General features: G+C 36.2%; 27 protein-coding genes, 1 tRNA gene and 1 pseudogene. 25 read left to right on the forward strand and 4 right to left on the reverse strand.

Annotated features, from left to right (window positions below):
- The first annotated feature begins 20 nt into the window (after window positions 1–20).
- From RM549_RS16760 to RM549_RS16785, 6 genes and pseudogenes are all read left to right on the forward strand, one after another.
- Window positions 21–3,218: an efflux RND transporter permease subunit gene (locus tag RM549_RS16760; RefSeq protein WP_311686906.1), complete on the forward strand. Its 3,198-nt coding sequence runs from the start codon at window positions 21–23 to the stop codon at window positions 3,216–3,218.
- Window positions 3,202–4,539, forward strand: coding sequence for a TolC family protein (locus RM549_RS16765; RefSeq protein WP_311686908.1), 1,338 nt, complete (start codon window positions 3,202–3,204; stop codon window positions 4,537–4,539). Before RM549_RS16760 ends, RM549_RS16765 begins: the two co-directional genes overlap by 17 nt.
- Window positions 4,540–4,545: 6 nt before the next feature.
- On the forward strand, window positions 4,546–4,728 hold the full coding sequence (locus tag RM549_RS16770) for a CPXCG motif-containing cysteine-rich protein (RefSeq protein WP_311686910.1): 183 nt from the start codon (window positions 4,546–4,548) through the stop codon (window positions 4,726–4,728).
- Window positions 4,729–4,799: 71 nt separating this feature from the next.
- Window positions 4,800–5,153: a SpoIIAA family protein gene (locus tag RM549_RS16775; RefSeq protein WP_311686912.1), complete on the forward strand. Its 354-nt coding sequence runs from the start codon at window positions 4,800–4,802 to the stop codon at window positions 5,151–5,153.
- A gap of 150 nt (window positions 5,154–5,303) precedes the next feature.
- A tRNA-Met gene (locus RM549_RS16780) sits at window positions 5,304–5,376 on the forward strand.
- Between the two features lie 409 nt (window positions 5,377–5,785).
- Window positions 5,786–6,058, forward strand: a pseudogene (locus RM549_RS16785) (nuclease-related domain-containing protein); the annotation flags it as partial.
- 48 nt (window positions 6,059–6,106) lie between these two features.
- On the opposite strand, the gene RM549_RS16790 reads toward RM549_RS16785, so the two are convergent.
- From RM549_RS16790 to RM549_RS16800, 4 genes are all read right to left on the reverse strand, one after another.
- The gene (locus RM549_RS16790; protein ID WP_311686913.1) at window positions 6,107–7,027 is read right to left on the reverse strand and encodes a helix-turn-helix domain-containing protein; all 921 of its coding nucleotides are present in this window, start codon (window positions 7,025–7,027) and stop codon (window positions 6,107–6,109) included.
- A gap of 61 nt (window positions 7,028–7,088) precedes the next feature.
- The gene (locus RM549_RS16795) at window positions 7,089–7,859 is read right to left on the reverse strand and encodes an SDR family NAD(P)-dependent oxidoreductase (RefSeq protein ID WP_311686914.1); all 771 of its coding nucleotides are present in this window, start codon (window positions 7,857–7,859) and stop codon (window positions 7,089–7,091) included.
- A gap of 197 nt (window positions 7,860–8,056) precedes the next feature.
- Entirely contained in the window at window positions 8,057–8,257 is a 201-nt protein-coding gene (locus RM549_RS19550) for an SDR family NAD(P)-dependent oxidoreductase (RefSeq protein ID WP_432264722.1), read from the reverse strand.
- 270 nt (window positions 8,258–8,527) lie between these two features.
- Window positions 8,528–8,674: an SDR family oxidoreductase gene (locus RM549_RS16800; protein WP_311686915.1), complete on the reverse strand. Its 147-nt coding sequence runs from the start codon at window positions 8,672–8,674 to the stop codon at window positions 8,528–8,530.
- Window positions 8,675–9,532: 858 nt separating this feature from the next.
- Between RM549_RS16800 and RM549_RS16805 the strand changes: the two genes are divergently transcribed.
- From RM549_RS16805 to RM549_RS16895, 19 genes are all read left to right on the forward strand, one after another.
- A complete protein-coding gene (locus RM549_RS16805) occupies window positions 9,533–9,877 on the forward strand; it encodes a single-stranded DNA-binding protein (RefSeq protein WP_311686916.1) in 345 nt (114 codons plus the stop codon).
- 76 nt (window positions 9,878–9,953) lie between these two features.
- The gene (locus RM549_RS16810; protein WP_311686918.1) at window positions 9,954–10,403 is read left to right on the forward strand and encodes a JAB domain-containing protein; all 450 of its coding nucleotides are present in this window, start codon (window positions 9,954–9,956) and stop codon (window positions 10,401–10,403) included.
- An 11-nt stretch (window positions 10,404–10,414) separates the two neighbouring features.
- The gene (locus tag RM549_RS16815) at window positions 10,415–10,612 is read left to right on the forward strand and encodes a hypothetical protein (protein ID WP_311686920.1); all 198 of its coding nucleotides are present in this window, start codon (window positions 10,415–10,417) and stop codon (window positions 10,610–10,612) included.
- 430 nt (window positions 10,613–11,042) lie between these two features.
- Entirely contained in the window at window positions 11,043–11,423 is a 381-nt protein-coding gene (locus RM549_RS16820; RefSeq protein ID WP_311686922.1) for a BfmA/BtgA family mobilization protein, read from the forward strand.
- 11 nt (window positions 11,424–11,434) lie between these two features.
- Entirely contained in the window at window positions 11,435–12,466 is a 1,032-nt protein-coding gene (mobB, locus tag RM549_RS16825; protein ID WP_311686924.1) for a MobB family relaxase, read from the forward strand.
- A gap of 9 nt (window positions 12,467–12,475) precedes the next feature.
- On the forward strand, window positions 12,476–14,062 hold the full coding sequence (locus RM549_RS16830; RefSeq protein ID WP_311686926.1) for a type IV secretory system conjugative DNA transfer family protein: 1,587 nt from the start codon (window positions 12,476–12,478) through the stop codon (window positions 14,060–14,062).
- 95 nt (window positions 14,063–14,157) lie between these two features.
- Complete coding sequence (locus tag RM549_RS16835) at window positions 14,158–14,349, forward strand: helix-turn-helix transcriptional regulator (protein WP_311686927.1); 192 nt, start codon at window positions 14,158–14,160, stop codon at window positions 14,347–14,349.
- A 26-nt stretch (window positions 14,350–14,375) separates the two neighbouring features.
- Entirely contained in the window at window positions 14,376–15,170 is a 795-nt protein-coding gene (locus RM549_RS16840) for an 8-oxoguanine DNA glycosylase (RefSeq protein ID WP_311686929.1), read from the forward strand.
- A gap of 5 nt (window positions 15,171–15,175) precedes the next feature.
- Window positions 15,176–15,505, forward strand: a complete 330-nt coding sequence (locus tag RM549_RS16845; RefSeq protein ID WP_311686931.1) for a hypothetical protein — start codon at window positions 15,176–15,178, stop codon at window positions 15,503–15,505.
- Window positions 15,502–16,713, forward strand: a complete 1,212-nt coding sequence (locus tag RM549_RS16850) for a PfkB family carbohydrate kinase (protein ID WP_311686933.1) — start codon at window positions 15,502–15,504, stop codon at window positions 16,711–16,713. Before RM549_RS16845 ends, RM549_RS16850 begins: the two co-directional genes overlap by 4 nt.
- Complete coding sequence (locus RM549_RS16855; RefSeq protein ID WP_311686935.1) at window positions 16,700–17,299, forward strand: 7-cyano-7-deazaguanine synthase; 600 nt, start codon at window positions 16,700–16,702, stop codon at window positions 17,297–17,299. Before RM549_RS16850 ends, RM549_RS16855 begins: the two co-directional genes overlap by 14 nt.
- A complete protein-coding gene (locus RM549_RS16860; RefSeq protein ID WP_311686937.1) occupies window positions 17,299–17,958 on the forward strand; it encodes a nitroreductase family protein in 660 nt (219 codons plus the stop codon). The genes RM549_RS16855 and RM549_RS16860 overlap by 1 nt, the downstream gene beginning before the upstream one ends.
- A 273-nt stretch (window positions 17,959–18,231) precedes the next feature.
- Complete coding sequence (locus tag RM549_RS16865; RefSeq protein ID WP_311686938.1) at window positions 18,232–18,549, forward strand: helix-turn-helix domain-containing protein; 318 nt, start codon at window positions 18,232–18,234, stop codon at window positions 18,547–18,549.
- Window positions 18,549–21,263 (forward strand): restriction endonuclease, encoded by a 2,715-nt coding sequence (locus RM549_RS16870; RefSeq protein WP_311686940.1) that lies wholly within the window; start codon window positions 18,549–18,551, stop codon window positions 21,261–21,263. Before RM549_RS16865 ends, RM549_RS16870 begins: the two co-directional genes overlap by 1 nt.
- Window positions 21,264–21,278: 15 nt before the next feature.
- The gene (locus RM549_RS16875) at window positions 21,279–22,265 is read left to right on the forward strand and encodes a PDDEXK nuclease domain-containing protein (RefSeq protein WP_311686942.1); all 987 of its coding nucleotides are present in this window, start codon (window positions 21,279–21,281) and stop codon (window positions 22,263–22,265) included.
- A gap of 2 nt (window positions 22,266–22,267) precedes the next feature.
- Window positions 22,268–24,328, forward strand: coding sequence for a site-specific DNA-methyltransferase (locus RM549_RS16880; protein WP_311686943.1), 2,061 nt, complete (start codon window positions 22,268–22,270; stop codon window positions 24,326–24,328).
- Window positions 24,329–24,335: 7 nt separating this feature from the next.
- The gene (locus tag RM549_RS16885) at window positions 24,336–24,791 is read left to right on the forward strand and encodes a hypothetical protein (RefSeq protein WP_311686945.1); all 456 of its coding nucleotides are present in this window, start codon (window positions 24,336–24,338) and stop codon (window positions 24,789–24,791) included.
- A 5-nt stretch (window positions 24,792–24,796) separates the two neighbouring features.
- Window positions 24,797–24,985, forward strand: coding sequence for a longin-like domain-containing protein (locus RM549_RS16890; RefSeq protein ID WP_311686947.1), 189 nt, complete (start codon window positions 24,797–24,799; stop codon window positions 24,983–24,985).
- The coding region (locus RM549_RS16895) for an AAA family ATPase (protein WP_311686952.1) at window positions 24,969–26,699 on the forward strand (1,731 nt) is incomplete at its 3' end. The genes RM549_RS16890 and RM549_RS16895, both read left to right, overlap by 17 nt.

A 26,699-nucleotide genomic window follows, 5' to 3' on the forward strand; every position in this document is an offset into this window, starting at 1 on the left:
CCGACCAAATCTCTAAAAGCTTGAGAAAATTAATTAGTTATTTCATTAAATATGAGGTTGCGGTCAACGTTGTAATCTTAGCATTTGTAATATTTGGAACTGTTGGGGTTTTAAATATGAAATCTTCCTTTTTTCCGCTTCAGGAATCCAGGATTATCAACATTAATATTAACTACCCGGGTTCTGCTCCCGAAGAAATTGAAGAAGGGATTATCCTTAAAATTGAGGATAACCTAAAGGGTCTGGATGGCATAGACAGAGTTACATCTACGGCAAGGGAAAGTGGAGGTTCTATTACTGTAGAAATCGAGCGTAACGAGAATATTGATGTTATGCTTAGCGAGGTTAAAAATGCTGTAGATAGGGTCCCAAATTTTCCCGGTGGTATGGAACCACTTGTGGTGGCGAAGGAAGAAAGGGTGCGGTCCACGATCAGTTTCGCTATAAGTGGGGATAATGTGCCATTGGTTACCCTTAAGGAAATTAGCGAGCAGATAGAGAACGATCTGCGCCGCATGGATGGTGTTTCTCAAATTGAAATCTGGGGCTTTCCTGAAGAAGAAATTGAAATTGCAGTTAGTCAGAACGACCTGCTGGCTTACAACCTCACCTTTGAAGAGGTGGCCCAAACAGTCGCCAACGCAAATATACTTTCTACAGGCGGTACTATTAAAACCGATGCAGAGGATTATCTTATCCGTGCAAATAGCCGTGTTTATTATGCAGATGCACTTAACGACATGGTTGTGCGATCTACAGCAACCGGACAAATTATAAGACTTGGGGATATAGCTACAGTAAGGGATCAATTTGCAGAAACTCCAAATGTTTCCTTCTTTAACGGAAATGTAGCAGTAAATGTTCAGGTAAGTAACACCAATAACGAAGATCTGCTTTCTACTGCAGAGCAGGTGAATGAGTATGTAGAAGCTTTTAATCAGCGTAGCAGTAATGTAAGGCTGGATGTTGTTAGCGATTCCTCTATTACGTTGGGTCAAAGGACGCAGTTATTACTGGAAAACGGCCTAATGGGGATGTTTCTTGTATTGTTCTTTCTTTCCATTTTTCTCAACACCCGACTGGCATTTTGGGTGGCTTTTGGATTACCTGTTGCTTTTATGGGAATGTTCATTTTTGCAGGATTTTTCGGGGTGACTATAAACGTGCTTTCCTTGTTTGGAATGATCATCGTGATTGGTATTCTTGTAGATGATGGGATAGTAATTTCAGAAAATATTTATCAGGAATACGAAAAAGGTAAGCCTCCAATTCAGGCTGCGCTGGATGGTACAATGGAAGTTTTACCTTCTATTCTTTCTGCCATTATAACTACAATTCTTGCTTTTTCCACATTTATGTTTCTTGATAGCAGGATAGGAGAATTTTTTGCTGAAGTTTCTACAGTGGTAATCCTTACGCTGGTGGTTTCACTGGTAGAGGCGCTTATCATTCTTCCTGCACACATTGCACATTCAAAAGCTTTAAGAAACACCAAAGAAAAAAAGAAGAAAGGAATTGGAAGGATTTTCCAAAAGATGCGGGTTGTTAACCGCACAGGAGACAAGGTAATGCAATACTTAAGAGATAAAATGTACAGCCCGGTACTTGCTTTTGTCCTTAGACAGCAAATTTTATCTTTTGGAATTTTAATGGCTGTTTTAATCCTCACCATTGGTTCTATAGGAGGCGGTTGGATACGCGTCACTCTTTTCCCCAGTATTGCCAGCGACCAGGTAAATATTAGTTTGTTAATGCCTGAAGGAGTAAATCCTGCACGTACAGATTCTATTATTTCTATGGTGGAAGCTGCCGCATGGAGAGTGAATAAAGAATATTCTGAAAGACAATCGGGCGATAAAGATGTTATAGAAAATATCATTAAAAGAGTTGGCCCGGGAAATAATAAAGCTTCCCTGCAGGTGAATTTGCTTCCGGGAGAAGAAAGGGATTTTGGTTCTCCCGAAATAACCAATTCCATTCGAGAAGAAGTGGGGCCTGTTTACGGAGTCGAAAATTTAACTTTTGGTTCTGGTGGTAACTTTGGCGGTTCCCCTGTTTCTGTTTCTTTATTAGGAAACAATCTGCAGGAACTGGAGGCAGCCAAAGAAGATTTAAAAGCAATTTTTGAGGATAATCCTCTGCTTAAGGATGTTACTGATAGTGATCCTGAAGGTATTAAAGAAATTAATGTTCGGCTAAAAGATAATGCCTATGCTCTTGGTCTTGACCTTAGTAACGTAATGCGGCAGATTAGGAATGGGTTTTTTGGCACCCAGGCACAACGTTTTCAGCGGGGACAGGATGAAATACGAGTGTGGGTAAGATACAATCGTGAGAATCGTTCTTCTATAAATGACCTGGACGATATGCGCATAGTAACTCCCTCTGGAGATAGGGTTCCCTTTGATGAAATTGCCAATTATGAAATTGTAAGGGGAACGGAATCTATAAGCCATTTAGACGGACTTCGGGAAATAAGTGTTAGTGCAGATATGGAAGATCCTAATGGAAGTTCTACAGAAATTTTGGCCGATATCAGGCAAAATGTAATGCCGGATATTTTAGCCAAATATTCCAGCCTTACGGTTTCTTATGAAGGACAGAACCGGGAAGCAGATAAGCTTTCCAATTCGGCTAAAGCAGTTCTTCCTATCATATTGTTTTTAATATATGCTACCATTGCTTTTACCTTCAGAAGTTATAGTCAGCCTTTACTCTTAATGCTAATGATACCTTTTAGTGTTATAGGAGTAGCCTGGGGACACTGGTTGCATGATTTTCCGATAAATTTCCTTTCTGCGCTGGGGATAATTGCACTGGTGGGAATTATGGTAAACGACGGGCTGGTGCTTATAGGTAAGTTCAATGGCTTTATGAGGGAAGGTCTTGCGTTTAAGGATGCACTTTATGAAGCCGGGCGGGCAAGGTTCAGGGCGATCTTTTTAACGTCTTTAACCACAGTGGCGGGACTTGCCCCATTGCTATTAGAAAAGAGCCGGCAGGCACAATTTTTAAAACCTATGGCTATTTCAATTTCCTATGGTATTGCCATTGCTACGGTACTTACACTGTTACTTTTGCCGCTGCTGTTGTCTATTAGTAATAATATTAAGATAGGAGGAAAGTGGCTTACTTCGGGAGAAAAACCAACTGCAGAAGATGTGGAGCGCTCTATTAAGGAACAAAAAGAAGAAGTTGAGCATGAAGATAATAAGTAGCTGTATTTTTCTCTTAATTACTGTTTGCTCACTACAGATGACTGCTCAGGTTCAGGATTCAGTATTAACAAAGGAGGAAGTCATTTCCCGTGCTTTAATGAATAACTACGGAATTAAAATAGCTAACAATCAGGTTGAAATTGCCGAAAACAACCAAAGTATTCTTAATTCAGGATACCTTCCTTCCTTAGCGGGAGTTGCCGGGGCAAATTATGATCTTAACAATAGGATTACTGAGCCAGAGAACGGGGAGGTTCTGGAGCAGAGAGGAATTGAAAATAACAGTTATAACGCTGCTGTAAACGTTAATTATACGCTTTTTGATGGTCTTGGCAGGTTTTATAACTTCAAAAGTCTGAAGGAGCAATATAATTTGTCTCAACTGGAAGCACGGGAAACCATAGAGAACACGATGCTTCAGCTTTTAAGTATTTACTATGAAATAGCCCGGTTAACAGAAAATATTCAGGTTCTGGAAGAAACTCTGGAGGTTTCGAAAGAAAGGGAGCTGCGTGCCGAATATCAGTTTGATTATGGACAAAGTAATAATCTTGCCGTACTTAATGCGAGAGTAGATGTGAATAATGATAGTGTAATACTTATTGATACAAGACAGCAGCTAGCTAACTCAAAGAGAGATTTAAATGTGCTGTTGAACAGGGAGATTTCTGCAATTGATTTTGCCGTAGATACTACAGTAAATTTTCTTCCTGAATTACAAGTGGAGAGTTTCCTGAGCACTGCCGAAGCAAACAATGTTTCCCTACTTCAAATTGAAAGGAATATTACTATAAGTGAATATGATATCAAAATTAGTAGATCCAGATATCTGCCTTCTATAGGCTTGAACGGATCCTATGGTTGGAATCAAAACCGTAGTGCAGCAACTGCTTTCTTTCCTGGATCAACTACTATTACAGATGGTCTCTCTGCGGGGGTTAGTTTAAACTGGGATATTTTTGATGGTGGCCAGACTGCTGTGCAGGTACAAAATGCTAAAATTAATTATACTAATCAGGAATTACTTAGGGAACAAATAGCCCTGGAAGTAAAACGGGATATTGCCAATGCTTTAAATAATTTCGAAAATAAATTTTATATTTATAGAATTCAGGAGCAGAATGTCTCCACGAACCTGGATAATTTTGAGCGTTCCCGGGAAGAATTCAGTCTGGGTCAAATTACATCAATAGAGTTTCGGCAGGCTCAAATAAATCTTCTTAATGCGAGAACGAGCCTTCATCTGGCTAAATATGATGCCAAGCTGGCAGAATTGCAATTACTGCAACTAGCGGGGCAGTTATTGAACGTGGAATTGTAAAGAAATATGTACGAACATTACTTTCAATGTCCCTATTGTTGGGAAGAAATATCGGTTTTACTGGATCCATCAGTAAAAAGACAGGTATATATAGAAGATTGTGAGGTTTGCTGTAATCCCATCGAGTTTCTTGTAGGATTTGAGGAGAATGAATTGCAGGAATTTGAAATTCAGAATATAGAGCAGTAAAAAGTTTTTCTAAACTATTAGTTCCGCTTCTTAAATAGGATAAAATTAGTATAATTAATTCTGTAGGTAATATGGTTTCACGTTTTGAATTGGCAGATAACGTAGTGGGAATTTTAATAGAATCCGATTTAAATGTAGAGCTTATCAATAAGGTGCAGACTTTAATATTAGAAAAAATAGATGCTCATGATGAGATTCATCTGTTTTTTGAAATACGCAGTGGTAACGAGGTCACATTTAAGGCTTTTCTAAATCAAATGATGTTCAATTTTAATAATACCGAGAAATTCAGCAAAGTGGCTGTTGTAACAGATCTGGACTGGATCAAAAACTCCATGATTATTAAAGATGCATTATTACCTACAGATATAGCTCATTTTTCTAATAAAGATAGACTGAATGCGCTGGCGTGGATTTCTCAATAAATTTTTCTTTTTTATTTTGGCAAAGTAGAATTCTGTTGTATATTTGCCATCCAATATCGCGGATAGCGTAGTACGCTTCGGCAAACTCAGCAGAAAATTCGCTCATCGGGATTATAACCCGAAGCTTAAGAAAATATTGGAATGACATATCGCGGGATAGAGCAGTAGGTAGCTCGTCGGGCTCATAACCCGAAGGTCACAGGTTCGAGTCCTGTTCCCGCTACTAGCAAAGACAAGGCTTCACAGAAATGTGAAGCCTTTTTTTATTCCACATAGTACAGAATAAGTACAGAATAAGTACAGAATATCTCTATTCTCAAGAACATCTCATTATTAATACCAAATGAATTTATTTAATATTATAATTTATTAGTTGGCTGAAATTCATAGCCTAAATTGTACCACAATTAGTCTCAATATCCCGTTGAGCGAATTATGAAACTATCAGGCTATCCAAATTATATTCTAAACCTTCATAAAGCAGATGCCTATATAGCTAAACTAAAAACATCAGGAAAAGGATTAATTAAGATATAATGACACCTTCAGAAAAATAGGTAGCAGATTTATGTAAAAAATCTTTTTTACCATATTGGAGTTTTTCCAATCCTTTAGGCAAGAAAAACAAAGAGGTATGTGATGTGCTCGTTGTATGCGGTAACACGATCTTTTTGATTTCTGTTAAAGATATTAAAGTATCTAGCCACAAAGATAAAAGTATCCAATACTCAAGGTGGGTTAAAAAGGCTGTGGACGATTCAATTCAACAACTTTATGGAGCAGAAAGATTCTTGAAAAATATTGACGACATAACATTAAAAAATCGGGCTACAAAAGTTGCTGTACCAGATAATTACCATTCCAGTATGAGTTGCAAAGACATCTCACGATGCGAAACGTTTTAACCATTAAAAAATACTGGATTAAATGTAACTCGTCTCATTTTTAGAAAATCAGTTAAATGATTTTCTAAATTCCAGAGGGGGTATCGTCGTTTTCTTTTTAAACAGTTTGCTGAATGATTGAGGATGTTCAAACCCTAACTCATACGCAATTTCACTCACTGTTAAAGTAGTGGTAGAAAGCTTTTCTTTAGCCTTTTCTATTAGCTTTTTGTGGATGATATTTTGTGCACTTTGCCCTATGAGCGAACGTAGCATGTCGCTTAAATAGCCGGGCGACAGGTTTAATTGTTCTGAAAGGAATTGGACGGTTGGAATACCGTGTTTTAATGTTTGCTGATGATAGAAATACTCATCCAAAATAGTTTCCGTCTTTTGCAATAAATCATCATTTACAGCTTTTCTTGTTATAAACTGGCGTTTGTAAAACCGGTTGGCATAACTCAAAAGTAGTTCAATTTGAGCAATCAGTACCTCCTGGCTAAATTCATCTAACCTGCTGTTTAACTCCTGTTCTATTATTTCGTAAACCGAAAGGATAACTTGCTTTTCATTGTTGGACAAGTGCAAAGCTTCGTTTACAGAATAGGAAAAGTAACCATATTGCTTTATCTTTTTAGCCAAAGGATAACCCAATAAAAAATCAGGGTGCATAAGCAGAATATAAGAAGAACTTTCATCGCTGTATTCCGAGCTTCCAATCAATTGATTGGGTGCTATAAATAGCATACTGCCGTCCTTAAAATCATAATAATTTTGCCCATATTTCATTCTGCCACAATTTTCAGTTGTAAAGGCTATTTTATAAAAATCCATTACATCATAAACTGGGATTTTTTGAGGATTAAATAGATTACTTTCATTAAAATGCGTTAAACTGATCAAAGGGTGTCGCGGTTGGGGCATCCCAAAAGCCTGATGTATTTCCGATATAGAGCGAAAACGTTTAGGATTTTCTTTTTGCTTTTTCATCTTTAAATTTAAGAAAAAGCAAAACATGGTGCGATTTCCAGTTTTGCTTTTTTAAATTTTATTACCAGGGAACTGTGATATTGGTAGCAGTTGTGAAAGCTCCTGAAGGACCATCTTCCTCTAAGGCAATGCGAATAGGTTCTTCTGCTGCCTCTTTAGGAGTATGTGTTCCCTGGAAGTTGGTAAGTTCGGTTGAGGCAAACCCAGGACTTACCAGATTTACTTTTATGTTGGTATTTTCCAATTCTATCGCTAAAGATAGCATTACCGCATTCAAAGCTGTTTTTGATGGGGCATAAATCACATCAAATGCCTGCCGAAATGGATAATTGGGATCAGAATTCAATGTAAGTGATCCAAGGCCACTTGAGAGGCTCACAATTCTTGCAGCCGGAGCATTATGGAGTAGCGGTAAAAGAGCCTGGGTTATGGCCAGGGTTCCAAACACATTTGTCTCCCAAACGGTACGTAATTCGTCTATGGATGCTACGCTAGCACGTTGGGCTGCTCTCATTTCTTCCAATGTACGATTGACGTTTCCAGCGTGAGAAATGGCCGCATTGTTGACCAATAAAGTAAGATAGCCAAAATCTTTTCCAATCTTCCCCTTTACATCATTGATGGATTCTTTATCCGTAATGTCCAATTGTATAGCACGTGCGCCATGACCAATTTCAGCTGCGGCAATTTCACCTTTTTTAATATTTCGTGCAGCAACATATACGATGTACCCATGCTCAGCTAACGCTTTTGCTATTTCAAAACCCATTCCCTGATTAGCTCCTGTGACCAGTGCAACTTTACTAGTGCTCGTTGTTTCTTTTGCTTGCATAATTTTATATGTTTATATTTATACGGCAAAATTCGGAGTTAGAAGTAATGCACATGTAGCCTAATCGAGAATAGTTAAAGCCAAATTGAGAAAAATATTTTTTAATGTGTTTTAGGTGTGAGGTGTTTGGAAAGTCCAGGTAATTCCTTGTAGTTTATGATTACCTTGTGTATAAATTCCTTAGCCTTTTGGCTAATCTATTGCAATTCATGTGCAGCATCGGCTTTTGATATATCTGCAGCAATATATTCCACCGAAATGGAATGTTGGCTGGATAGCCGTTCCGACAATGCCTTGAGTTTCTCTTCGTTTCGCCCTACCAAAATCAAATTATGTTTTCTTGCTGCCAGTTTTAATGGAATGGCTTCACCTATCCCGCCTGATGCCCCGTTATCAATGTTGCTTTCGTTTCCGTGCTTTTAAATTGATTGTACAAAAATGGGGGATTTTAGTGGCTTTAAATTATCCAAAAATCGGTTGCTTGTGTCCAGGTTTCGGTTGAAGTGGGTGATAGGACAAAAGATAGATTTCAATAACAAAACAGCAATTAGCCGTAAAAGGTGATGAAAATCCTGAATTCATTCTAGCTTACCTGCTGGCTTTTTAAAGAATTAAAAAAATGCACTGGCGAAATTTGGTTCAATTAATGCCTGTGCAGATTACAAAATTTATTTTCGTGCATACGTTGTGTACTCACCGTCAACTAATAACTCAGTTCCCATATTAAAACTTGCCTCATCAGAAGGCAGGAATAACACCGCATTTGCAACTTCATCAGGATTCCCTAATCTATTTAAAGCTTTTACCCAAGCCATAATCTTTTGCTTCTTCAGTAGGCACCACGTTGTCAAGACATTCGGTTTGGATAGGACCGGGACTAACAATATTTATCCTAATCTTTTTTTCCACCAACTCGTTTTATGCAATTTGGGCAATTTTGTTAATTGCTCCTTTAGTAGCCGAATACACACTTGATCCTAATTGTGCGGCTGTTGAAACTGTTGAAGAGGTAAATTTTACAGATCCACCATTTTTAATGTTTGGTAGCAATTTTTGCAAAGTGAAAAAACTTCCTTTTTACGTAACTTATTCAGCACATTCCCCTCCATTTCGCGAAAAGCTACATTTCAGGCAAAGAGCTTCCCTGAAAAAGTCTTGGACACCATCCTCAATTTCTCCTTTCCATTCCGTTAACCCTTCCCGATTCTCTGGGAAGGAACACTGCATTCCCAATCCGAAATCGTGAACGGAGTCCGCTCCATCGGAATTCCATTAATTCATTTGGTGCCGCTTCCTATGTATTTGTACTTCACAAAAGCCTTTAGACCTACTCCCGCACCCTCACTGTCCCTCCCTTTTTTTGACAGCAAAATACCAACATTTGGAAGTTGAACGGACTGCATAACCGGTCGTGCCTCCCTTTTATAAGTCCTTATCAATTCCAAATATTGAAACTGTATCAGCAACAAAAAAAGGTAACAGCGAGGGCGCTATGGGAAGTAAATCTAAAATGAATCTTATGAAATCGTACAAAAACATCAAAAAGGAAGCGGAACCAAAAAAAACAAAAAAGGAAAACGCTCAAGATATAATAAGTAAATCACTTCAAAAAAATAGAAACGCAAACTGTCCGAATGGTTCGGATAGCATTATTAATCTTTAATTCTTTTATTATGAGTACTTTAAAAAATCACGTACAGTTAATCGGAAACGTTGGGCAAGAACCAACCATTACCAACCTTGAAAGCGGAAAAAAAGTAGCCCGTTTTTCAATCGCCACAAATGAAAACTACAAAAACAACAAGGGCGAAAAAGTACAGTCCACCGACTGGCACACCGTTGTAGCCTGGGGCAAGACAGCCGAGATTATCGACAATTATGTAGGCAAGGGAAAGGAAATAGCCCTTACGGGAAAATTGAGAACTCGTACCTATACCACCGATGACGGAAACCAACGCTATGTAACCGAAGTGGAAGCAAAGGAAGTTCTTTTGCTTGGAAATAAAAATGATAAGTAATCCTCAAAATTTAAGAGGGCGTTCCTCTCGAAAGTTGCGCCCTCTTTTAATTATTAACCCTTTTAATAAGCTAATAATGAAAAGCAAAGTTAATGAAATAGCGATAAGTTATAGTGGAAGTTTAAAAGCAAATTTGCTTCCCAAGATAACCTGTTCCCAAAGTGCCGCAGATTTAGCCTTCAGCCAATGGAACAAAGAAACAATTGAACTGCACGAGACCTTTAAAATAATGTTGCTCAACAACGCCAATAAGGTAAAAGGAATTTATGAGGTTTCAAACGGAGGTATCACAGGTACTTTAGTGGATGTCCGCATCCTGTTTGCCGTACTCTTAAAGAGCTTGACAACCGCAGTAATTTTACTTCACAACCACCCGAGTGGCACTTTAAAACCTAGTGAAGCGGATAAAAACCTGACCGAGAAAATTAAAAAGGCTGGGAAGCTTTTTGATATCAAGGTTTTAGACCATTTGATCCTGATACCTGATGGAAATTATTTCAGTTTTGCCGATGAAGGAATCCTTTAAAGTAAAAGCTTATGATTTATCTTAATTTTTCAGACTTAAGCGAAGAGGCTCAAAACCGACTTTTGGAAAATTCCAAAAAGGATGTGGAACGAAAATTTGGGGATGATATCCGTAAATACGTAAGAGAAAATTATACCTGCTTAGAGACGATGGTAGAGGAAGAAGCCTTGCGAAATTTATATTCCTATACTTTCATATTCAACATTTAAATCTCTAGACTTTATAGTCAAGCACCTCTAAATTTTTAGAGGTGTTTTTTTGTTCAATTAATTTCAATTCAATAAAAATCATTATCTTTATTTCGCTGAAATTCAGCATTCAATTTTACGTAGGGTTATCCTTTTTTTGACTTTCGCCGATAACCGTACCCATCGAAAAATCAAATAACAGGAAATTATTTTCCTCAAAATGGCAATTGGATTTTGATCCAAATTGTACGGAATTTTGTTCGCCTGGGGCGAACGAAAAGGAGTAGCAAGAGGGTAACACGCGATGCGATGTTTAGCACTCCTTTTGATTTTCAAATTACTGATATTCAGTAATTTGAAAAAAGACAAAATTCTCGACCTCCTACAATTTGCGACAAATGCCCTGTGAACGCCCATTTTTAGGGAAGGATTTGCTACAAATCGGCGAATTATGGACTCATTTATCGGCATCAGGTTCAAAAAGGAAACGGCAAAACGTTTTCAGGAATTTTCAAGAACACACTTCAAATCACACACCGAAGCATTGGAAACAATGCTCGACTTTTTCTTCTACAATGAGATTTCCCCAAAGGAAAAATTGGGGCCTACCGGAAGGACGATCGAATCTTCCCTAAAGAAACGTATCAATGCGGTCATCGCCATTATGAGGGATATGGAAAAGAGCCAGACCAAACCCACCGTAGCAATGTTAGAATCCCTTTTCCAGACGAACGAACCTTCAAAAAAACCTTTGATTTTGGAAAAGAAAACGGTCGAAGAAAAATCTAAAGTAAGATTTCAGGAAAAGCAAAACCATACTAACAAACTCTAAATTTTTGAGCTATGTATATCACCATCACACCTCAAAAACTGGGAGGGAATTTTTCACAAAGTTCAGGCGATTTTGTCAGTTATCTAGAGAAAGAAAACCAAGGTCTGGAACAGGAAGAAATGGAATACTTTTTCAATCAATATGGAGATAAGATTTCCGCAGAAGAAGTGGTTAAGGATATCGATGGCAACGGTGCCAAACTCAAAAAGACCGAACCGAAATTCTATTCCATTACGGTCAGCCCTTCCAAATACGAACTGAACCGGTTACAGAACAATAGTGAAGATTTAAAAAGATACACCCGTGAGCTGATGAAGGATTATGTAGCTTCCTTTAACCGTGAAATCAACGGAAGACCCATTACCATCGATGATATAAAATATTACGCAAAAATTGAACACCAACGCACCTTAAAGGGAACGGATTGGCAGATCAAGGAAAATCAGCCTTATGCCACCAAAATATTGCAGCTTAAAACCGAAATCAGAAGGATTGAAGAAGGTCGTACTGAAGGCAATATTAAATTATTACAGCATAAAATAGAACGATTGGAAAAGGAAGCACCGCACCAACAGGATGGGAAGCGAATTGTCCAGGGAATGCCAAAGGCAGGAAACCAAAGCCATATTCACATTATTGTAAGCCGAAAGGATGCATCCAATACCTTTAGTATTTCACCAGGGAGCAAGCATAAGGCATCGGAAGTCAAGATGCACGGTAAGACCGTAAGAAGAGGCTTTGACCGTGATAAATTTTTTGAACGTGCGGAAAAGACCTTTGACAGGACTTTTGGTTATCAAAGAAACTTCGCTGAGACCTACAAAGCTCGAAAGGATTTTATAAAGAATCCGAAAGTTTATTTTGCCTCGCTGATGAAATTACCCACCAATGAAAAGGCGATTGCCTTTAAAATGATGAAGGAAAGTGGTGTTCCAATGCTGCCAAACATTCCGGTAACACAGGCGCAATTGGCAATGAAGGTATTCAACCGACTGCGCAGGGGCGTGGAAGTGGCCATTAAATCAAGTTCCATAGGCATTTAATCCGAACGTATGCAAATAGACAACCTTTTTATCGCTCTTTTAACCATTGGTCTGGCCAGTGCTTTATTTTATGGATTGTATCATATATCAAGATATGCATTTCTTGCAAACGGCCTTTTGTTGTTTGCCCTGGCCTATTTTTTACAACCTTGGAACAATTTGGTTTTAATTTTATTGAATGTGGTCTGTCCGCTTTTATTGATCAATACGACATTGTATGTTTTCTTACATAAAAAGGAGGTACCAAAAAGTGGCGACGATAGATATCAAATCAATTTTGTCACTACCAAAGGAAACTTCAAACTGGACAATATCAAACGCGGCGCATCCATTATAGGTTCTGCGGGAAGTGGAAAGACCGAAAGTGTAGTGTATGGATTCCTGAAACATTTCCGGAAGGAAGGTTTTTGCGGAATCATCCACGATTACAAGGATTTTGAGCTCACGGAAATGGCTTATCCACTTTTTAAGGATGGAGATATCCCTTTTAAGGTGATTTCCTTTGATAAAATCATCCATCGGGTCAATCCTATTGCTCCCCGGTATTTGGAGAACGAGGAGAGTGTAAACGAGGTTTCCCGGGTATTGATAGAGAACTTATTGGAGCAAAGGGAATCGGGTACGACAGGAACTACCAAATTTTTCAACGATGCTGCCGAAGGATTGATCGGGGGATTGATTTGGAAACTCAAAACGACCTATCCCCAATTCTGTACCCTTCCTCACTTGATCGCCATTTATCAATATCTGGACACCGATAGCTTGATACAGTTTTTGGAAACCAATACCACATCAAGGGCTATGGCAGACGCTTTTATAAGTGGCAAGGATTCGGAACGACAAACCGCTGGTGTAAAAAGTACCTTGGCCAATGCGCTGAAACGTATTAGTACACAACGGATTTTTATGGCATTGTCCGCAGATGAAGTGCCGCTCAATATCAATAATGAAGAAAATCCTGCGGTAATTTCAATCGTTAACAATCCAAAATTTGAGACTTCCTATTCGCCAGTCATTGCTACCATTGTCCATACCATCACCAAACAAATGAGTGTGCGGAATTCCAAACCTTCCTTCCTGTTAATGGAAGAAGCGCCGACTATTCGATTATTGAATATGCACCGTATTCCGGCAACATTGCGGAGCTATAATATTTCTACGGTCTACGTGATGCAGGACAAGATCCAAAACGATATGATGTATGGTGATAAGGCGAGCAAGGCAATATTGAGCAATCTTTCTTATCAGTTTTTTGGAAAGGTCAATGACCCGGATACCGCAAAATATTATGAACGCTTTTTTGAGATTATAAAAGACCCTACAAAAAGTATTAGTCGTGGACATAACCTCGATTTTGATACACGAATTACCACCGGGGAAAAGGAAATCCCTAAAATTAGAGCTGATGTGTTCTTTAGATTAAAACAGGGAGAGTTTATTACCTATACTGATGGAACGGATAAAAAGGTACAGTTTAAATTACAGCAGATTCAGCGAGGGCTTCCCGACCAATCAAGGCAACTAACCCACTCTGATTTAGAAACTAATTTTGAGCGGGTTTATGATGAGGCGAGGTCGATATTCAATAATCAATAGAATCTCCATTTCAAATAATTATAACTAAAGTTGTCATATTGACTACTTTAGTTTACTTTTGAAAGATGAATTGAAATTCTCGACAGCTTTTTTAAATGGATAATACGATTAGAGTTGAGAGGGCAAAACTTGATATTTCTCAGCAAGATTTAGCGGAAAAGGTAAATGTATCTAGACAAACAATACATTCAATTGAGCGAGGAAAAAAAATACCTTCTGTGGAATTAGCCATAAGAATTGCTCAATTTTTTAAAGTTTCTGTTGAAGAAATATTTTCAGTAAAATAAATTTAATTTAATATAAACCATTGGGTATGAATTATCAATTAAGGTTTGAAGAACTTGATGTAATAGAAGAGACTCCGCTTCTCGAAAGGATAAATAAACAAATATCTACTATACCCAGGCCTACTATGGATTTTATGCCAGGAATAAAATGGGGTAACTATGGAGAGCTTTTTACTCCAGCCTATTGGAAGGTTCAGTACTTAATGTATAGTGAAAATGAAAAATTCGATATTAATTATCGTCTGGGTGATAATATTCTTGAAGAAGTTGTAGCCTGTCTTCTTGGAGGTTTTGGACTCAAATCTGAAATAGGATTGGCAGCATTTCAAAGATTGAAAACGCGACGTCAAATAAAAGAAGCTATAACTCACGAAGAAATCCTTACAAGTTTAAAAGAGCCATTTGTTAATAATGAGAAGAGTGTCCATTATAGATTTCCAAACCAAAAAGCTAAATATATAACAGAATTTCTGAACAGAAATGATTTGAAGTTAATTCCTCTAGATAATGATATTGAATTAAGGGATTGGCTCTTATCTATTAATGGTATAGGGCCAAAGACTGCGGCTTGGGTTACACGTAATTATCTGAACAGTGAGAATGTAGCAATTATTGATATTCATATTTATAGGGCTTGTTTAATTATGGGTCTTTATAGTAAATATTATGATATTCAAAAAGATTATGTTAAATTAGAGAAAATATTTTTGCAATTCTGCTGTGAGTTGGATGTGCAACCTTCTAAGATGGATGCACTTATTTGGCTGCAAATGAAAGAAGCTAATCGAAATGTTTTAAAACTAATTAATGATAAAAATTAACTCTTATGTCGGGAAGTTCAGGTGATGGAGGTATACCATCAGTTAATAGACCAAATCAGAATGAAAATTGTGAAGGTTTAGTTATTAATACAAATTTGGCTTCTCCACAAGCAGAAGTTATAAATGCTTTAAATCCGGGGGATCTCTTGGAGATTACAATTGCCTCAGATCAGGGACCTATACAGGCTATAAATCAAGCAGGTATTTTGGCAGGAAATATAATTTCTAGAGAACAAGTCAAGCTGCTTAATTGTATAATATCAGGTACAGTGTATGAAGCCGAAGTTCTTTCTATTAATGATGGTCAGTGTAATATCCAAATTCGCTCCATATGATTGTTGTCGGCGGAACTTACACGGAAATCTGTTTTGAGCCAATTTGGGAAAATATATATGGATCTGGTTTTCGAGCCGTTAATCTGCTAATAGAAAATGGGGGTTTTGAAGTAATTGACTTCTATACCTGTGCCGATACAGAAATAGAAGCTCATTTAGAATATAACACAAAACTAAACACAAACCTTAATGTTCATATAACAGAAATTAAAAAAAGCCCAGAATTCCATTACGATCATCCGCTAAAAACCCCAAGAATTATACCAAGGCCGGATGTATATAGTACCACTACAAAAACGATATCTGCAGAAGGGAATAATATTTTGGCATATGGATTATTAGAAGCTTCAATTATAGTAAGAGGCAAAAAAGTTGTGTATGACCCTCAATCCCCTGTTAATCCTATTCCATTTTCTGCTACCGAGTCTACTGCTGAAAAACTTATCACCATTGTAAATCTTGGGGAAGCTGAAAAATTGACTGGAAAAACTGAGATTGAAGATATAAAAAATTACTTTTTTGATTCAGAAATGTGCTTTGGTCTGATTATAAAAATGGGGGCAAAAGGAGCTTTCCTTTTTGAATCAAACAATAGTGACCCGGTTAAAATCCCGGTGTTTGAAACTAATAAAGTTTGGCCAATTGGCTCTGGAGATGTGTTTTCTGCCTACTTTGCACAAAATTGGTTTAATGGAGCTAGTTTAAAATCCAGTGCGCTTCTTGCAAGTAAGGCAACAGCTATCTATTGTAATACTCAAGACTTGTCATTAAAAAAAGGTCTTGACTCTTTTATCTTCAAAAGTTTATTAATCGATAAAATTCCTTCTGAGCAAATTTATTTGGCTGGACCTTTTTTTACTTTTAGTGAGCGATGGTTAGTCAATGAGGTATGGAATACTTTTAAATCCATTGGGCTAAAAGTGTTTTCGCCTTTTCACGATGTAGGACACGGACAAGCCAAAGATGTAGTTTGCAAAGATTTAGAAGGACTGGATGAATCGAAAATTGTATTTGCTATAATTGATGGATTAGATTCTGGAACCCTATTTGAAGTAGGTTATGCAATATGTCAGAAAAAGAAAGTAGTTGCATTTGTTCAAAAAGAAGGAGAAGAATCATTAAAAATGTTAGAAGGAACTAATTGTATTATTGAAAGAGATTTTACAACGGCTATCTATAAATTATACTGGGAGCTTGCAAAAGAATAATCTAGCAATATTATTATCAGGAGGTATGGATTCCATTGCTTTGGCATACTGGAAAAAACCTGCTCATTCAATTACCATTGACTATGGACAGAAGGCGGCTAATGCTGAAATAAAAGCAGCTGAACAAATTTCAAAGCAGTTGAATATTGAACACCACATAATAAAAGTAGATTGTTCGGCACTAGGTTCAGGAGATATGAATGGGAGTAAATCCTTGGGCATCTCACCTATTACGGAATGGTGGCCATATAGAAACCAATTGTTGGTTACTTTAGCTTGTATGAAAGGTGTTAGTATAGGAATTAAAGAATTGATAATTGGTTCTGTTTCAACAGATGATGCGCATAAAGATGGGACTAGAACATTTTATGATTATTTATCTAAATTAATCGAATATCAAGAAGGACAAATAAAAATTACGTGTCCTGGTATTGAAATGAGCACTGTTGAACTAATCAAAAAAGCGAAATTACCTACATCACTTTTATATTGGGCTCACTCCTGTCATACCGCAAATGAGCCTTGTATGAATTGTAATGGATGTAAAAAATATCTTTATACACTTCAAATGTTAGGCTTAGATTAATGAAAAGTCCAAAACCTAAAAATATTAATGATGAGTTTCATCCTTTTAAATATCCATTTAGCACAAAAACTAAACTAAATCGAGATTTTAAAGCAAGAGAGGGTGATTTTTTAGATATTTTATTGACAAGGAGATCCTCGCAGAATTTGGGTCATATTTCGCTAGAAGATATTTCTGAACTGTTATACTACAGCAATAAAGTTCAAACCATAAATATTGATAATTCTGGATTTTTAATTTCCAAAAGAACTGTTCCTTCAGCTGGTGGTCGTCATCCAATAGATCTTCTAGTATCACTTCCATCAGAGAGCAAACGCTTTTTACATTATTATAACCCAATAGATCATTCTTTGAGTGAACTGTCAATTCCTAGAGAAATACAACAATCTTTTTTTGCAGAAGTAAATGAAAACATTCCTGTTGGGGACTGTTGTTTGATATGGTTTTCAATTCAAACTAAAAAAACACAATCCAAGTATGAATATGCTGAAAGTTTGTACTGGAGGGACGCAGGATCTTTACTCTATTGTATTCAAATAATATCAAACTATTTAGGCTTTAAGAGTTGTCCATTAGGAGGACTAGCGGTTAAATCTTTTGATAATCTCTTTCCAACGAATGATTTAATTTCAGGTGGGGGGATATTGGTAGGAAGATAAATAGTCTCTTTAAATTTTTATTTGTCATAAAACAAGACTTTTTTAAATGTAATTACTTGATCTATAGGGTGATTTTTATTTAAAATCCTTTTTTATCACATTTTATATAAATGTAATCCTTCCCAGCAATTATGGTAGCCTTTGTTGATTGTAAAACCAAGAACAATTTCAATTTGTTAATAACTCGTTTACACAATTTGTATCTCCCTATTGGAATTTTCGCTTTAATTGACAAATATTGTCAAGTTAATTTTATCAACTTATTGTTGTCAAATGAAAGAAAATAATTCCATTGGGGAAATATTGAGGAAGCAGAGAGAAGAAAAAGGCTTATTGCTTAGGCAAGTAGCAGCTCTTTTGGATGTTGATACAGCTATCCTTAGTAAAATTGAGCGTGGAGAACGTAAGGCAAAAAAGGAACAAATTGTTCAGTTAGCTAAAATATTAAACTTGGATCAGGAAGATTTAATTGTTCAATTCTTAAGTGAAAGAATACTTTATGAAATTCAAGATGAAGAATTAGGAGAAAAAGCTTTGAAGGTCGCTGAGCAAAAAATAAAAAAGAATAATACTAAGCAGATTAAAGATTAATGGGAATTAAGTTAGAAGAATTAGCGTATCAACAAACAGCCATTAAATCGGTGGTTGATGTCTTTGACGGCACGGTTAAAAATACCTTTGACAATTCCAGTAATGAAGGTATTCGCTCGAATAGAATTTCACTCGCTGAGGAAGAAGTTCAAAAGAATATAAAATCAATTATTCAAGAAAATGGTATTGCTGAAGAAATCGCCAAATTAACTCCCGAACACGAATTGACCATTGAAATGGAAACCGGGACTGGAAAAACCCTGGTGTATTTAAAAACCATTTATGAGCTTTACAAACATTACGGTTTTACCAAGTTTATCATACTAGTTCCTTCTGTCGCTATTCGTCAAGGGGTGCTCAATACTTTAGATACTTTCAATACGCAATTAGAGGAAATATACGGGTTTACTCCAAAGACTTTTGAATATAACAGTAAGCGTTTGAATAAGGTAACCAATTTTATTGAGGAACAACATCCTCAAATAATGATAATGACCTTGGCTTCCTTTAATTCAGAAGATAAAATTTTGAACCAAGCCCAACGGGAAGATTTGTTTGCCAATATTCCTTTTATTGAGGCAATCGGGCGTACAAATCCTTTTATTATAATGGATGAGCCTCAGGAAGGAATGGATACCCCTAATTCTATTAAGCAGATCAAAAAGCTCAATCCCCTTTTCAAATTAAGATATTCTGCCACGCATAAGGTTTCCAAAAACAAACTGTATCGTTTAACTCCTTATGATAGTTACAAGGATGGTTTGGTCAAGAAAATAGAAGTGCTTACCGTTACCGAAAAAAACGATGAGGCTACTTTAAAACTTGAATTATCTGAAGTTAAGTTTGGAAAAGGCGATCCAAAGGTTAAAATAAAAGCCTGGCACCAAATGGCTAGTGGGAAAATTCAATTTAGAAATACAGCCTGGTTAAAAGAGGGTGATAATCTTGGAGAGAAAACGAATAATCCAAGTTACCTGAACTATAAGATACAACGCATTCATAAAAGTCTCCGTACCCAAAAATGGTCTGTAACTTTCTATAATGGAACAGAAATATTAGAAAAGCAGGCATCCGGTAATATCCAGAGCATTTGGGAATTGCAATTGGAATGGCTCATCATTCGACATTTCACCAAAAAACAAAAACTACAGGAGCAAGGTATTAAATGTCTTTCCTTGATTTTTATTGATAAGGTCGCTAACTATGTTAGCGATGATCCTGTCATTAAAAGGATATTTATAGAAAAGTATAAAACGCTTTATCCTGAATTTCACAACAATCAAGAGCCTTCAGCCGAACATATCGAACATATTCAAGGTTCATATTTTGCTAAAACGGGCAAGGGTGAATTTACGGATAGCGAAAGTTCGATGCGTAAGAACAGCGATGTATTTGATGCGATCTTGAAAGACAAAGAGGGCTTACTCAATTATGGTGATAGTGTGGCCAATAAAATCGAATTTATTTTTTCACATTCCGCTTTGGGCGTTGGGTGGGATAATCCTAATATCTTCAACATTGCTACCTTGAGCAATTCTTATTCTGAAATTAAAAAGCGACAGGAGATAGGTAGAGGCCTGCGTATATGTGTCGATAATAAAGGAGATCGTATTTATGACAAGCTGGATGTTTCAGACTCTGAACGTATCAATCAACTTACCGTGATTCCAAATGAAACGTATGAAACTTTTGTAACCCAATATCAAGAAGAAATAAAAGAAGTTTATGGAACACAAACTGCTGGTGCTGGAATGACACATACCCATAAGGGAAAACCGCAAAACGAAGTTCGATTTAAGCGGAATGATAATGAGAATATCAATGAAGCTTTCAAACGTTTTTGGGCTGCGCTCGCTAAAAAAACCAATTATACCGTAGCTTTTGACGAAGAAGCCCTTATTGAGAGAAGCAGGGAAGCGCTCAATCAAATAGATATTGCCGATTATATGGCAGAGGTGAATAGCCGATCTATTAGTGCTATTTCAGAGGAAGAATTGAAAGATGAATTTGGAGGGAGTGAAAGCTATAAACTGAAAGCGAGTTATACTGCGTTAGATTTGGTGGAAGAACTCAGCGAAAATACTGGCTTGAGTTATCCCACTACTTTTGCCATTATTCGGGATATTGAGCACGGCCATTTTGCCAAAAATCCACCTCAGTTTATCCACCGGGCTTCTGCACTCATAAAGAATATTGAACTCGAAGAAATGTTACGTGGTCTTGATTATCATCTAACAAATGAAACTTTTCCTTTTGATTTTGATGATTTTGTCAAACAACTGGATGATAAACGCTATACATTAACTCCAAAACGTGGGGTTTTTGACAAAACCTTAGTAGATAGTGAAGTGGAACACAAATTTGCTTTGACTGCCGATAACGATGATGAGGTAATCTGTTTTCTTAAACTACCTTCTTATTATAAAATCAAAACACCTATTGGTGAATACGAGCCAGACTTCGGAATTGTGATGAAACGCAAAAATTTAAAAGACGGTGTGGAAAGTGAATTTTATTTTGTAATTGAAACAAAGGGCACCAACAATATCAACGATATAAAGTCTTTAAAAGAAAGTGAAGTTTATAAAATAAAATGTGCGCTTAAACATTTTGAGGCATTGGGGGTAGATGTAAAATATAAAGCTCCGGTTAAAGAGTATAATTATTTTAAAACAGAAGCCCAAAAGGATATAAATAAAGTGCAACAGGTCTAAAAGAATAAAAAATTAATGAAACCCAGTAAATTACATAACGCTCTTCTTCAAGATATAAGGGATATTTTAAAACAAGCTCGTAAACAGGCTGCTACGGCGGTTAATTCGGCAATGGTATTTGCATACTGGAAGATTGGGCAACGTATTGTAGAGGAGGAACAGAAAGGTAGCGAAAGGGCAGAATACGGCACTTATTTATTAAAGGAACTAGCCCAAAACCTAAGTCAGGATTTTGGCAAAAGCTTTGATGCTCGTGAGTTACGCAGGATTCGGCAATTTTACCTGAGTTTTCCAATTCGGGACACAGTGCGTCCCGAATTGAGTTGGTCTCATTATCGCTTATTAATACGTGTGGAAAATGAAAATATACGGGAGTTTTATTTGAAGGAATCCATTAGCCAGCATTGGAGTACCCGAAAACTTGACCGTAACATTAGCAGTCAATATTACCAACGCATTTTATCCAGCCAATCCAATGAGGAAACTACTTCAGAGAAAGAAGAGTTATCCAAATTAGATTTTATTAAAAATCCTTATGTACTCGAATTTCTTGATCTTCCCGCCAATTTAACACATAAAGAAAAGGATATTGAAAAAGCTATTATTGCCCATTTACAAACTTTTCTCTTGGAATTGGGTAAAGGTTTTGCTTTCGTAGCGCAGCAAAAACTGGTGCGAACCGAGACTTCAGATTTCTTTATTGACCTGGTATTTTACAATTATCATTTGAAATGCTTTGTAGTGATTGACATTAAAAGCGGAAAATTGAGCCATCAGGATATTGGGCAGCTGGATATGTATGTACGAATGTTTGACGAGCGTGAAAAATCGAAGACCGATAATCCCACAATCGGGATATTATTATGTGCCGATACCGATAATGTGGTGGCTAAATATTCGATACTTAATGATAAGAAAAACCTGTTTGCCTCAAAATATCAAATGTACCTGCCAAGTGAGGAAGAACTTCAACAATTTATTGAAAAAGACCTTGAAGAATAGTTATGAGCGATAGTAAAGAAACTATAGAAAACCCATTGGAAAAAGTACAGTCACACGACTGGAATAGAGAGCGATTACAGCAGTTAAAACAACTGATGCCAGATTTGTTCACTAATGAAGGGAATCTAAATATCAACGAACTCAAAAAAGTGGTGGATCCCGAAAGCGTAAGTGAAACCGAACGTTATGAATTTCGCTGGTTTGGGAAGAGCAAGGCAAAACGAGAAGCTTTTACGCCCACTGATGCTACACTTGTTTATGATGAAGACCGAAGTGTAAATCCAGAAAATAGTGAGAATCTAATTATTGAAGGAGAAAACCTACAGGTACTCAAGTTACTCAGCAAAAGTTACCGTGAGCAGGTGAAGTGTATCTATATTGATCCGCCATATAATAAAGATAAAGATTTTGTATATCGAGATACTTGGAAACAAGATGTGAAGTCTTATTGGGAGGATTCAGAAATGACTGAGAATGGAGTAAGTATTGATACGAATTCAGAAACAGATGGTCGTTTTCATAGTAATTGGCTGAATATGATGTACAGTAGATTGCTTATTGCTCGGCAATTGCTAAAGGAAGATGGAGTTTTATTTATCTCGTTAGACGATAGTGAAATACATCACTTGAGAAAGTTGTGTGATGATATTTTTGGAGAAGAAAATTTTATTGAATGTATAACTTGGAATAAGAGAATACCTAAAAACGATAAGGGTATAGGTAATATTCACGAATATATATTACTCTATGTAAAAAACTCGGGTGTAAAACACGAGTTTACGATGAAAAAGGGAGGAATTGAAGAGATTAATAGACTGTTATTTAAATTAAAAAAACAGAAAAAACCGATAGCACAAGCTGAGAAGGAAATAAAGCGGCTTTATAAAAAAAGAGATTTTGATAGAGGGATTACTTTATATAATTCTTTAAATGCTGATTACAGATTATGGGGTAAAATAAATATGAGTTGGCCTAATGCTGATACCTTTGGACCAAATTATACAGTTAAACATCCTAAAACTGGCAAACCCGTCAAAGTTCCAGACCGGGGATGGAGGTGGAAAAGAGATACTTTTAATGAAGCGGCAAATTTTGTAGATGGAAAGTATCAAGATATTACTGAACTCCACGACGGAAGCTTTCTCTGTGGCAGAATTTGGTTTAGCAATGATGAAAATACCCAGCCAAGTTCAATAACATATTTTGATGAAGTCCAACGATTTCTGCTTAGGTCTATTCTTTCTACTAAAAGTGATGGAGGAATTGAAATTGAAAAACTTTTTGAAGGGAAAAGTTTCTTCTCATATCCCAAGCCTAGCAGATTAATCAAATTGCTATTTGATTCAATTCCTATTAATAAGGGTGATATATTTCTTGATTTTTTCGCTGGTTCTGGGACTACTGGACAGGCGATACAAGAACTAAATGAAGAAGATGGTTTGATAAGAAATTACATTTTGGTTCAGTTTCCAGAGGCAGCTGAAGAAAAAAGCGAGGCTTTTAAAGCAGGTTATAAAAAATTAAGCGATATCACTATTGAACGCAATAAAAGAATAGTTGAAAAAATAATCACTCAAAAGAAGAAGGAAGAAGCGGATTTATTCTCTGAAAACAAGGAGAAACAAGAATTATTAAAAGGGCTAGGTTTTAAAGTATTTAAACTCGTGAAATCTAATTTTCCACGAGTAGAATATGCTCCCGATCCGGAAAAGTCAGAGGAAGAAAATTTGGCTTTGCTTAAAAAATACATCACCGAAAAAGAAGCCCAATTGGTTTCTGCTTTTAACCGGGAAGAACTCATTACCGAAATTTTAATAAAGAACGGTTTTAAACTCAACTATATCTTAGAGAAACAGGAACAATTTAAGGAGAATGAGATTTTTATGGCATCAGATGGCGAAAAGGAAACCCTGATTTGTTTAGATATAAGTTTAGCAGAGGAAACCGTTGGGTATTTTAAAACAAATACCGACCAAAAATTAATCGTGTTGGAAAGAGCTTTGGACACTACCAAAAAATGGAATCTAAAGCATTATTTGGGTGATAAATTTAATGCGTTTTAAAAAAGATATGTCTAATGAAGTAACTATATATTTTGATAGTCCTAAGGAGTTTATTCAATCTAATATTAAGCCCTTAAATGGTATTGCAGGACTGTATTTTATTTTTACTCAATCTATCGAAATTCGATATCCATTTGAAACTTCAAAACTATTATATATCGGTATGAGCGAAAAAAGGACTAACAGTATTGGAAGTAGATTAAGTGGACATTTCGATGGGAAGTCTAAAAATATTGGGTTATCAAGTTATAGACAAGTTGAGCCTCTTTTGTTTACCTATATAAATTTTGAGATGTTGCGAAATATATGGGAATTTAGGATAGAAGATTTGGAGAGCTATTTTATTTTGAATTTCGTTGAGCATTATGGGGTTTATCCCATTTGTAATAATAAAACAGGATTTGAAATTTTGAATAATTCGCTTACCACTAACTTCAAAGTCGATTGGAAATATTTTAAGTAAAAACTATGGAAGAAAAAGTAAAATCAGGAAAAGAAATATTAGATGATTTCTTTGGAAATATAGATAAAATTGAAAATGTTGATCCTAAAGTCGCACAAATCTTGAATGAACTATATAAAGACGGAAAGTTAACAGATACAAATGTCAAAAATGGACTACAAACATTAAGAGAAACGGATGTCGATAAAGATTAAAAATATTAGAATTAAAGGAATTAGGGGGGCAAAAGAAAGCTTAGAACTACCTTTACTTGGAAAATCTCTTTTGCTTTATGGTGACAATGGAACCGGGAAAAGCAGTATTTCTGATGCGTTGGAATGGTTTTATACAAATAGGGTTTCCCATTTGTCAAGTGGTGAGATCGATTTAAAGGATGCTTTAAGAAATGCTACACTTACTGAGCAAGATGTATCTGAAGTAAGTGTTTCTTATACTAAAGGAGAGGGTCTTAATGCAACCAAATCCTTATTTGTTAGGCGTGGTAAACTTGGTACGGAGTTTACCAATACAACCGAAGTATTTATGAAGTACCTTGAAGATTCTACTAGGGAAAATTTACTTCTACGTTATCAATATCTCAGGGATTTTATTGATAATACTAAAGGCGACAAACTCAAGTATTTATCAGACATCATTGGTTTTTCAGAAGTTACTAAAAAAAAGGATGTATTAAGGAAAAGCTATAACTCATTAAAAACAGAAATAAAAAACCAAAATTTTGAAGCTCAAATAAATACTCAAAAAACGATACTTATTGAAAAAATTGGAGCTGCAATTAGTAGGGAAGAAGATTTTATTGAAGTAATAAATAAAAATGTAGCCCCTTTAAAAACTGGTATTGAGGTGAAGAAAATCGAGAATATTGATTTTCTTCTGGAACATCTGATGAAAGGTGCTAATGGTAAACTCAATGAAGAGCGAACTTTTTTGGAAAAGGTTAAAGCTGTTACAGATACTTTGAAGTCAGAAATTGAATTCATTAATAAAGAGTACGGTAAATACTATAAAGAATTCGAGAAAATAGCGGAAGATGTCGAAAGTATAATGCAAACTTTTCTCGCAGAATTACTACAAACCGGAGATACAGTTTTAGCAAAAAAATATCACAAGGAAGAAACTTGCCCGCTTTGCCTCCAACCTAAAAATATTGAAGACCTCCGCGTGGAAATCGCTGCTCGGCTTAAAGAAATAGAAGAGTCTTCTAAGAAAAAAGCACGTTTTGATAAAGCCAAGCAATCTGTAGGAGCAATAGCAATAGAACGTATAAAAAGACTGGATAATGTATTACTAGAAAAGTTGATTAAGAGTGAGGAGCACAAAACAATACAAGCTGGGACGATTGCTTTAAAGGAAAAGTTAGAAAAATTCCTACAAGCAAGTAATGAAAAAGTAACCTCAGGAAATAAAATTCCAAATAGTGATACAATCGGAATTCAAATATCAGATTTCGATTTTCAATCTGTGATAGTAGATAGAATAAAAGAAATAAAAAAACTTCAAGAAAAAGATAATTCAGCTGTTGTTTATTCTAATGTTTCCGCTTCCAAGGATGCTTTTATAAAAATAAAATTCTTTGAAAAGGAACGTATAAAATTAGAAAACCAGAGAAAATCCCTAGAGATAATTTATAATGAATTCGTTAAAAAACAGAAGGAGGGTCTTGAAAATTTTATTAATACTTTTTCCGAAAAAATAAATGGATTTTATCAGTATATGAACCCTGACGAACCATTTCAGGAAATAAAAATTGTTACTATTGGTGAAGAAGATGAGCTTAATGGTATCACCATAGAATATAAATATAATGGAGAATGGGTCTCACCACCTCAAAAATACTTTAGTGAATCACATTTGAATTGTTTTGGACTTTCTTTCTTTTTAGCATCTGTAGAAGCTTTTAATGAAAAT

It is taken from the genome of Autumnicola patrickiae (assembly GCF_031846525.1).
Lineage (GTDB): Bacteria > Bacteroidota > Bacteroidia > Flavobacteriales > Flavobacteriaceae > Autumnicola > Autumnicola patrickiae.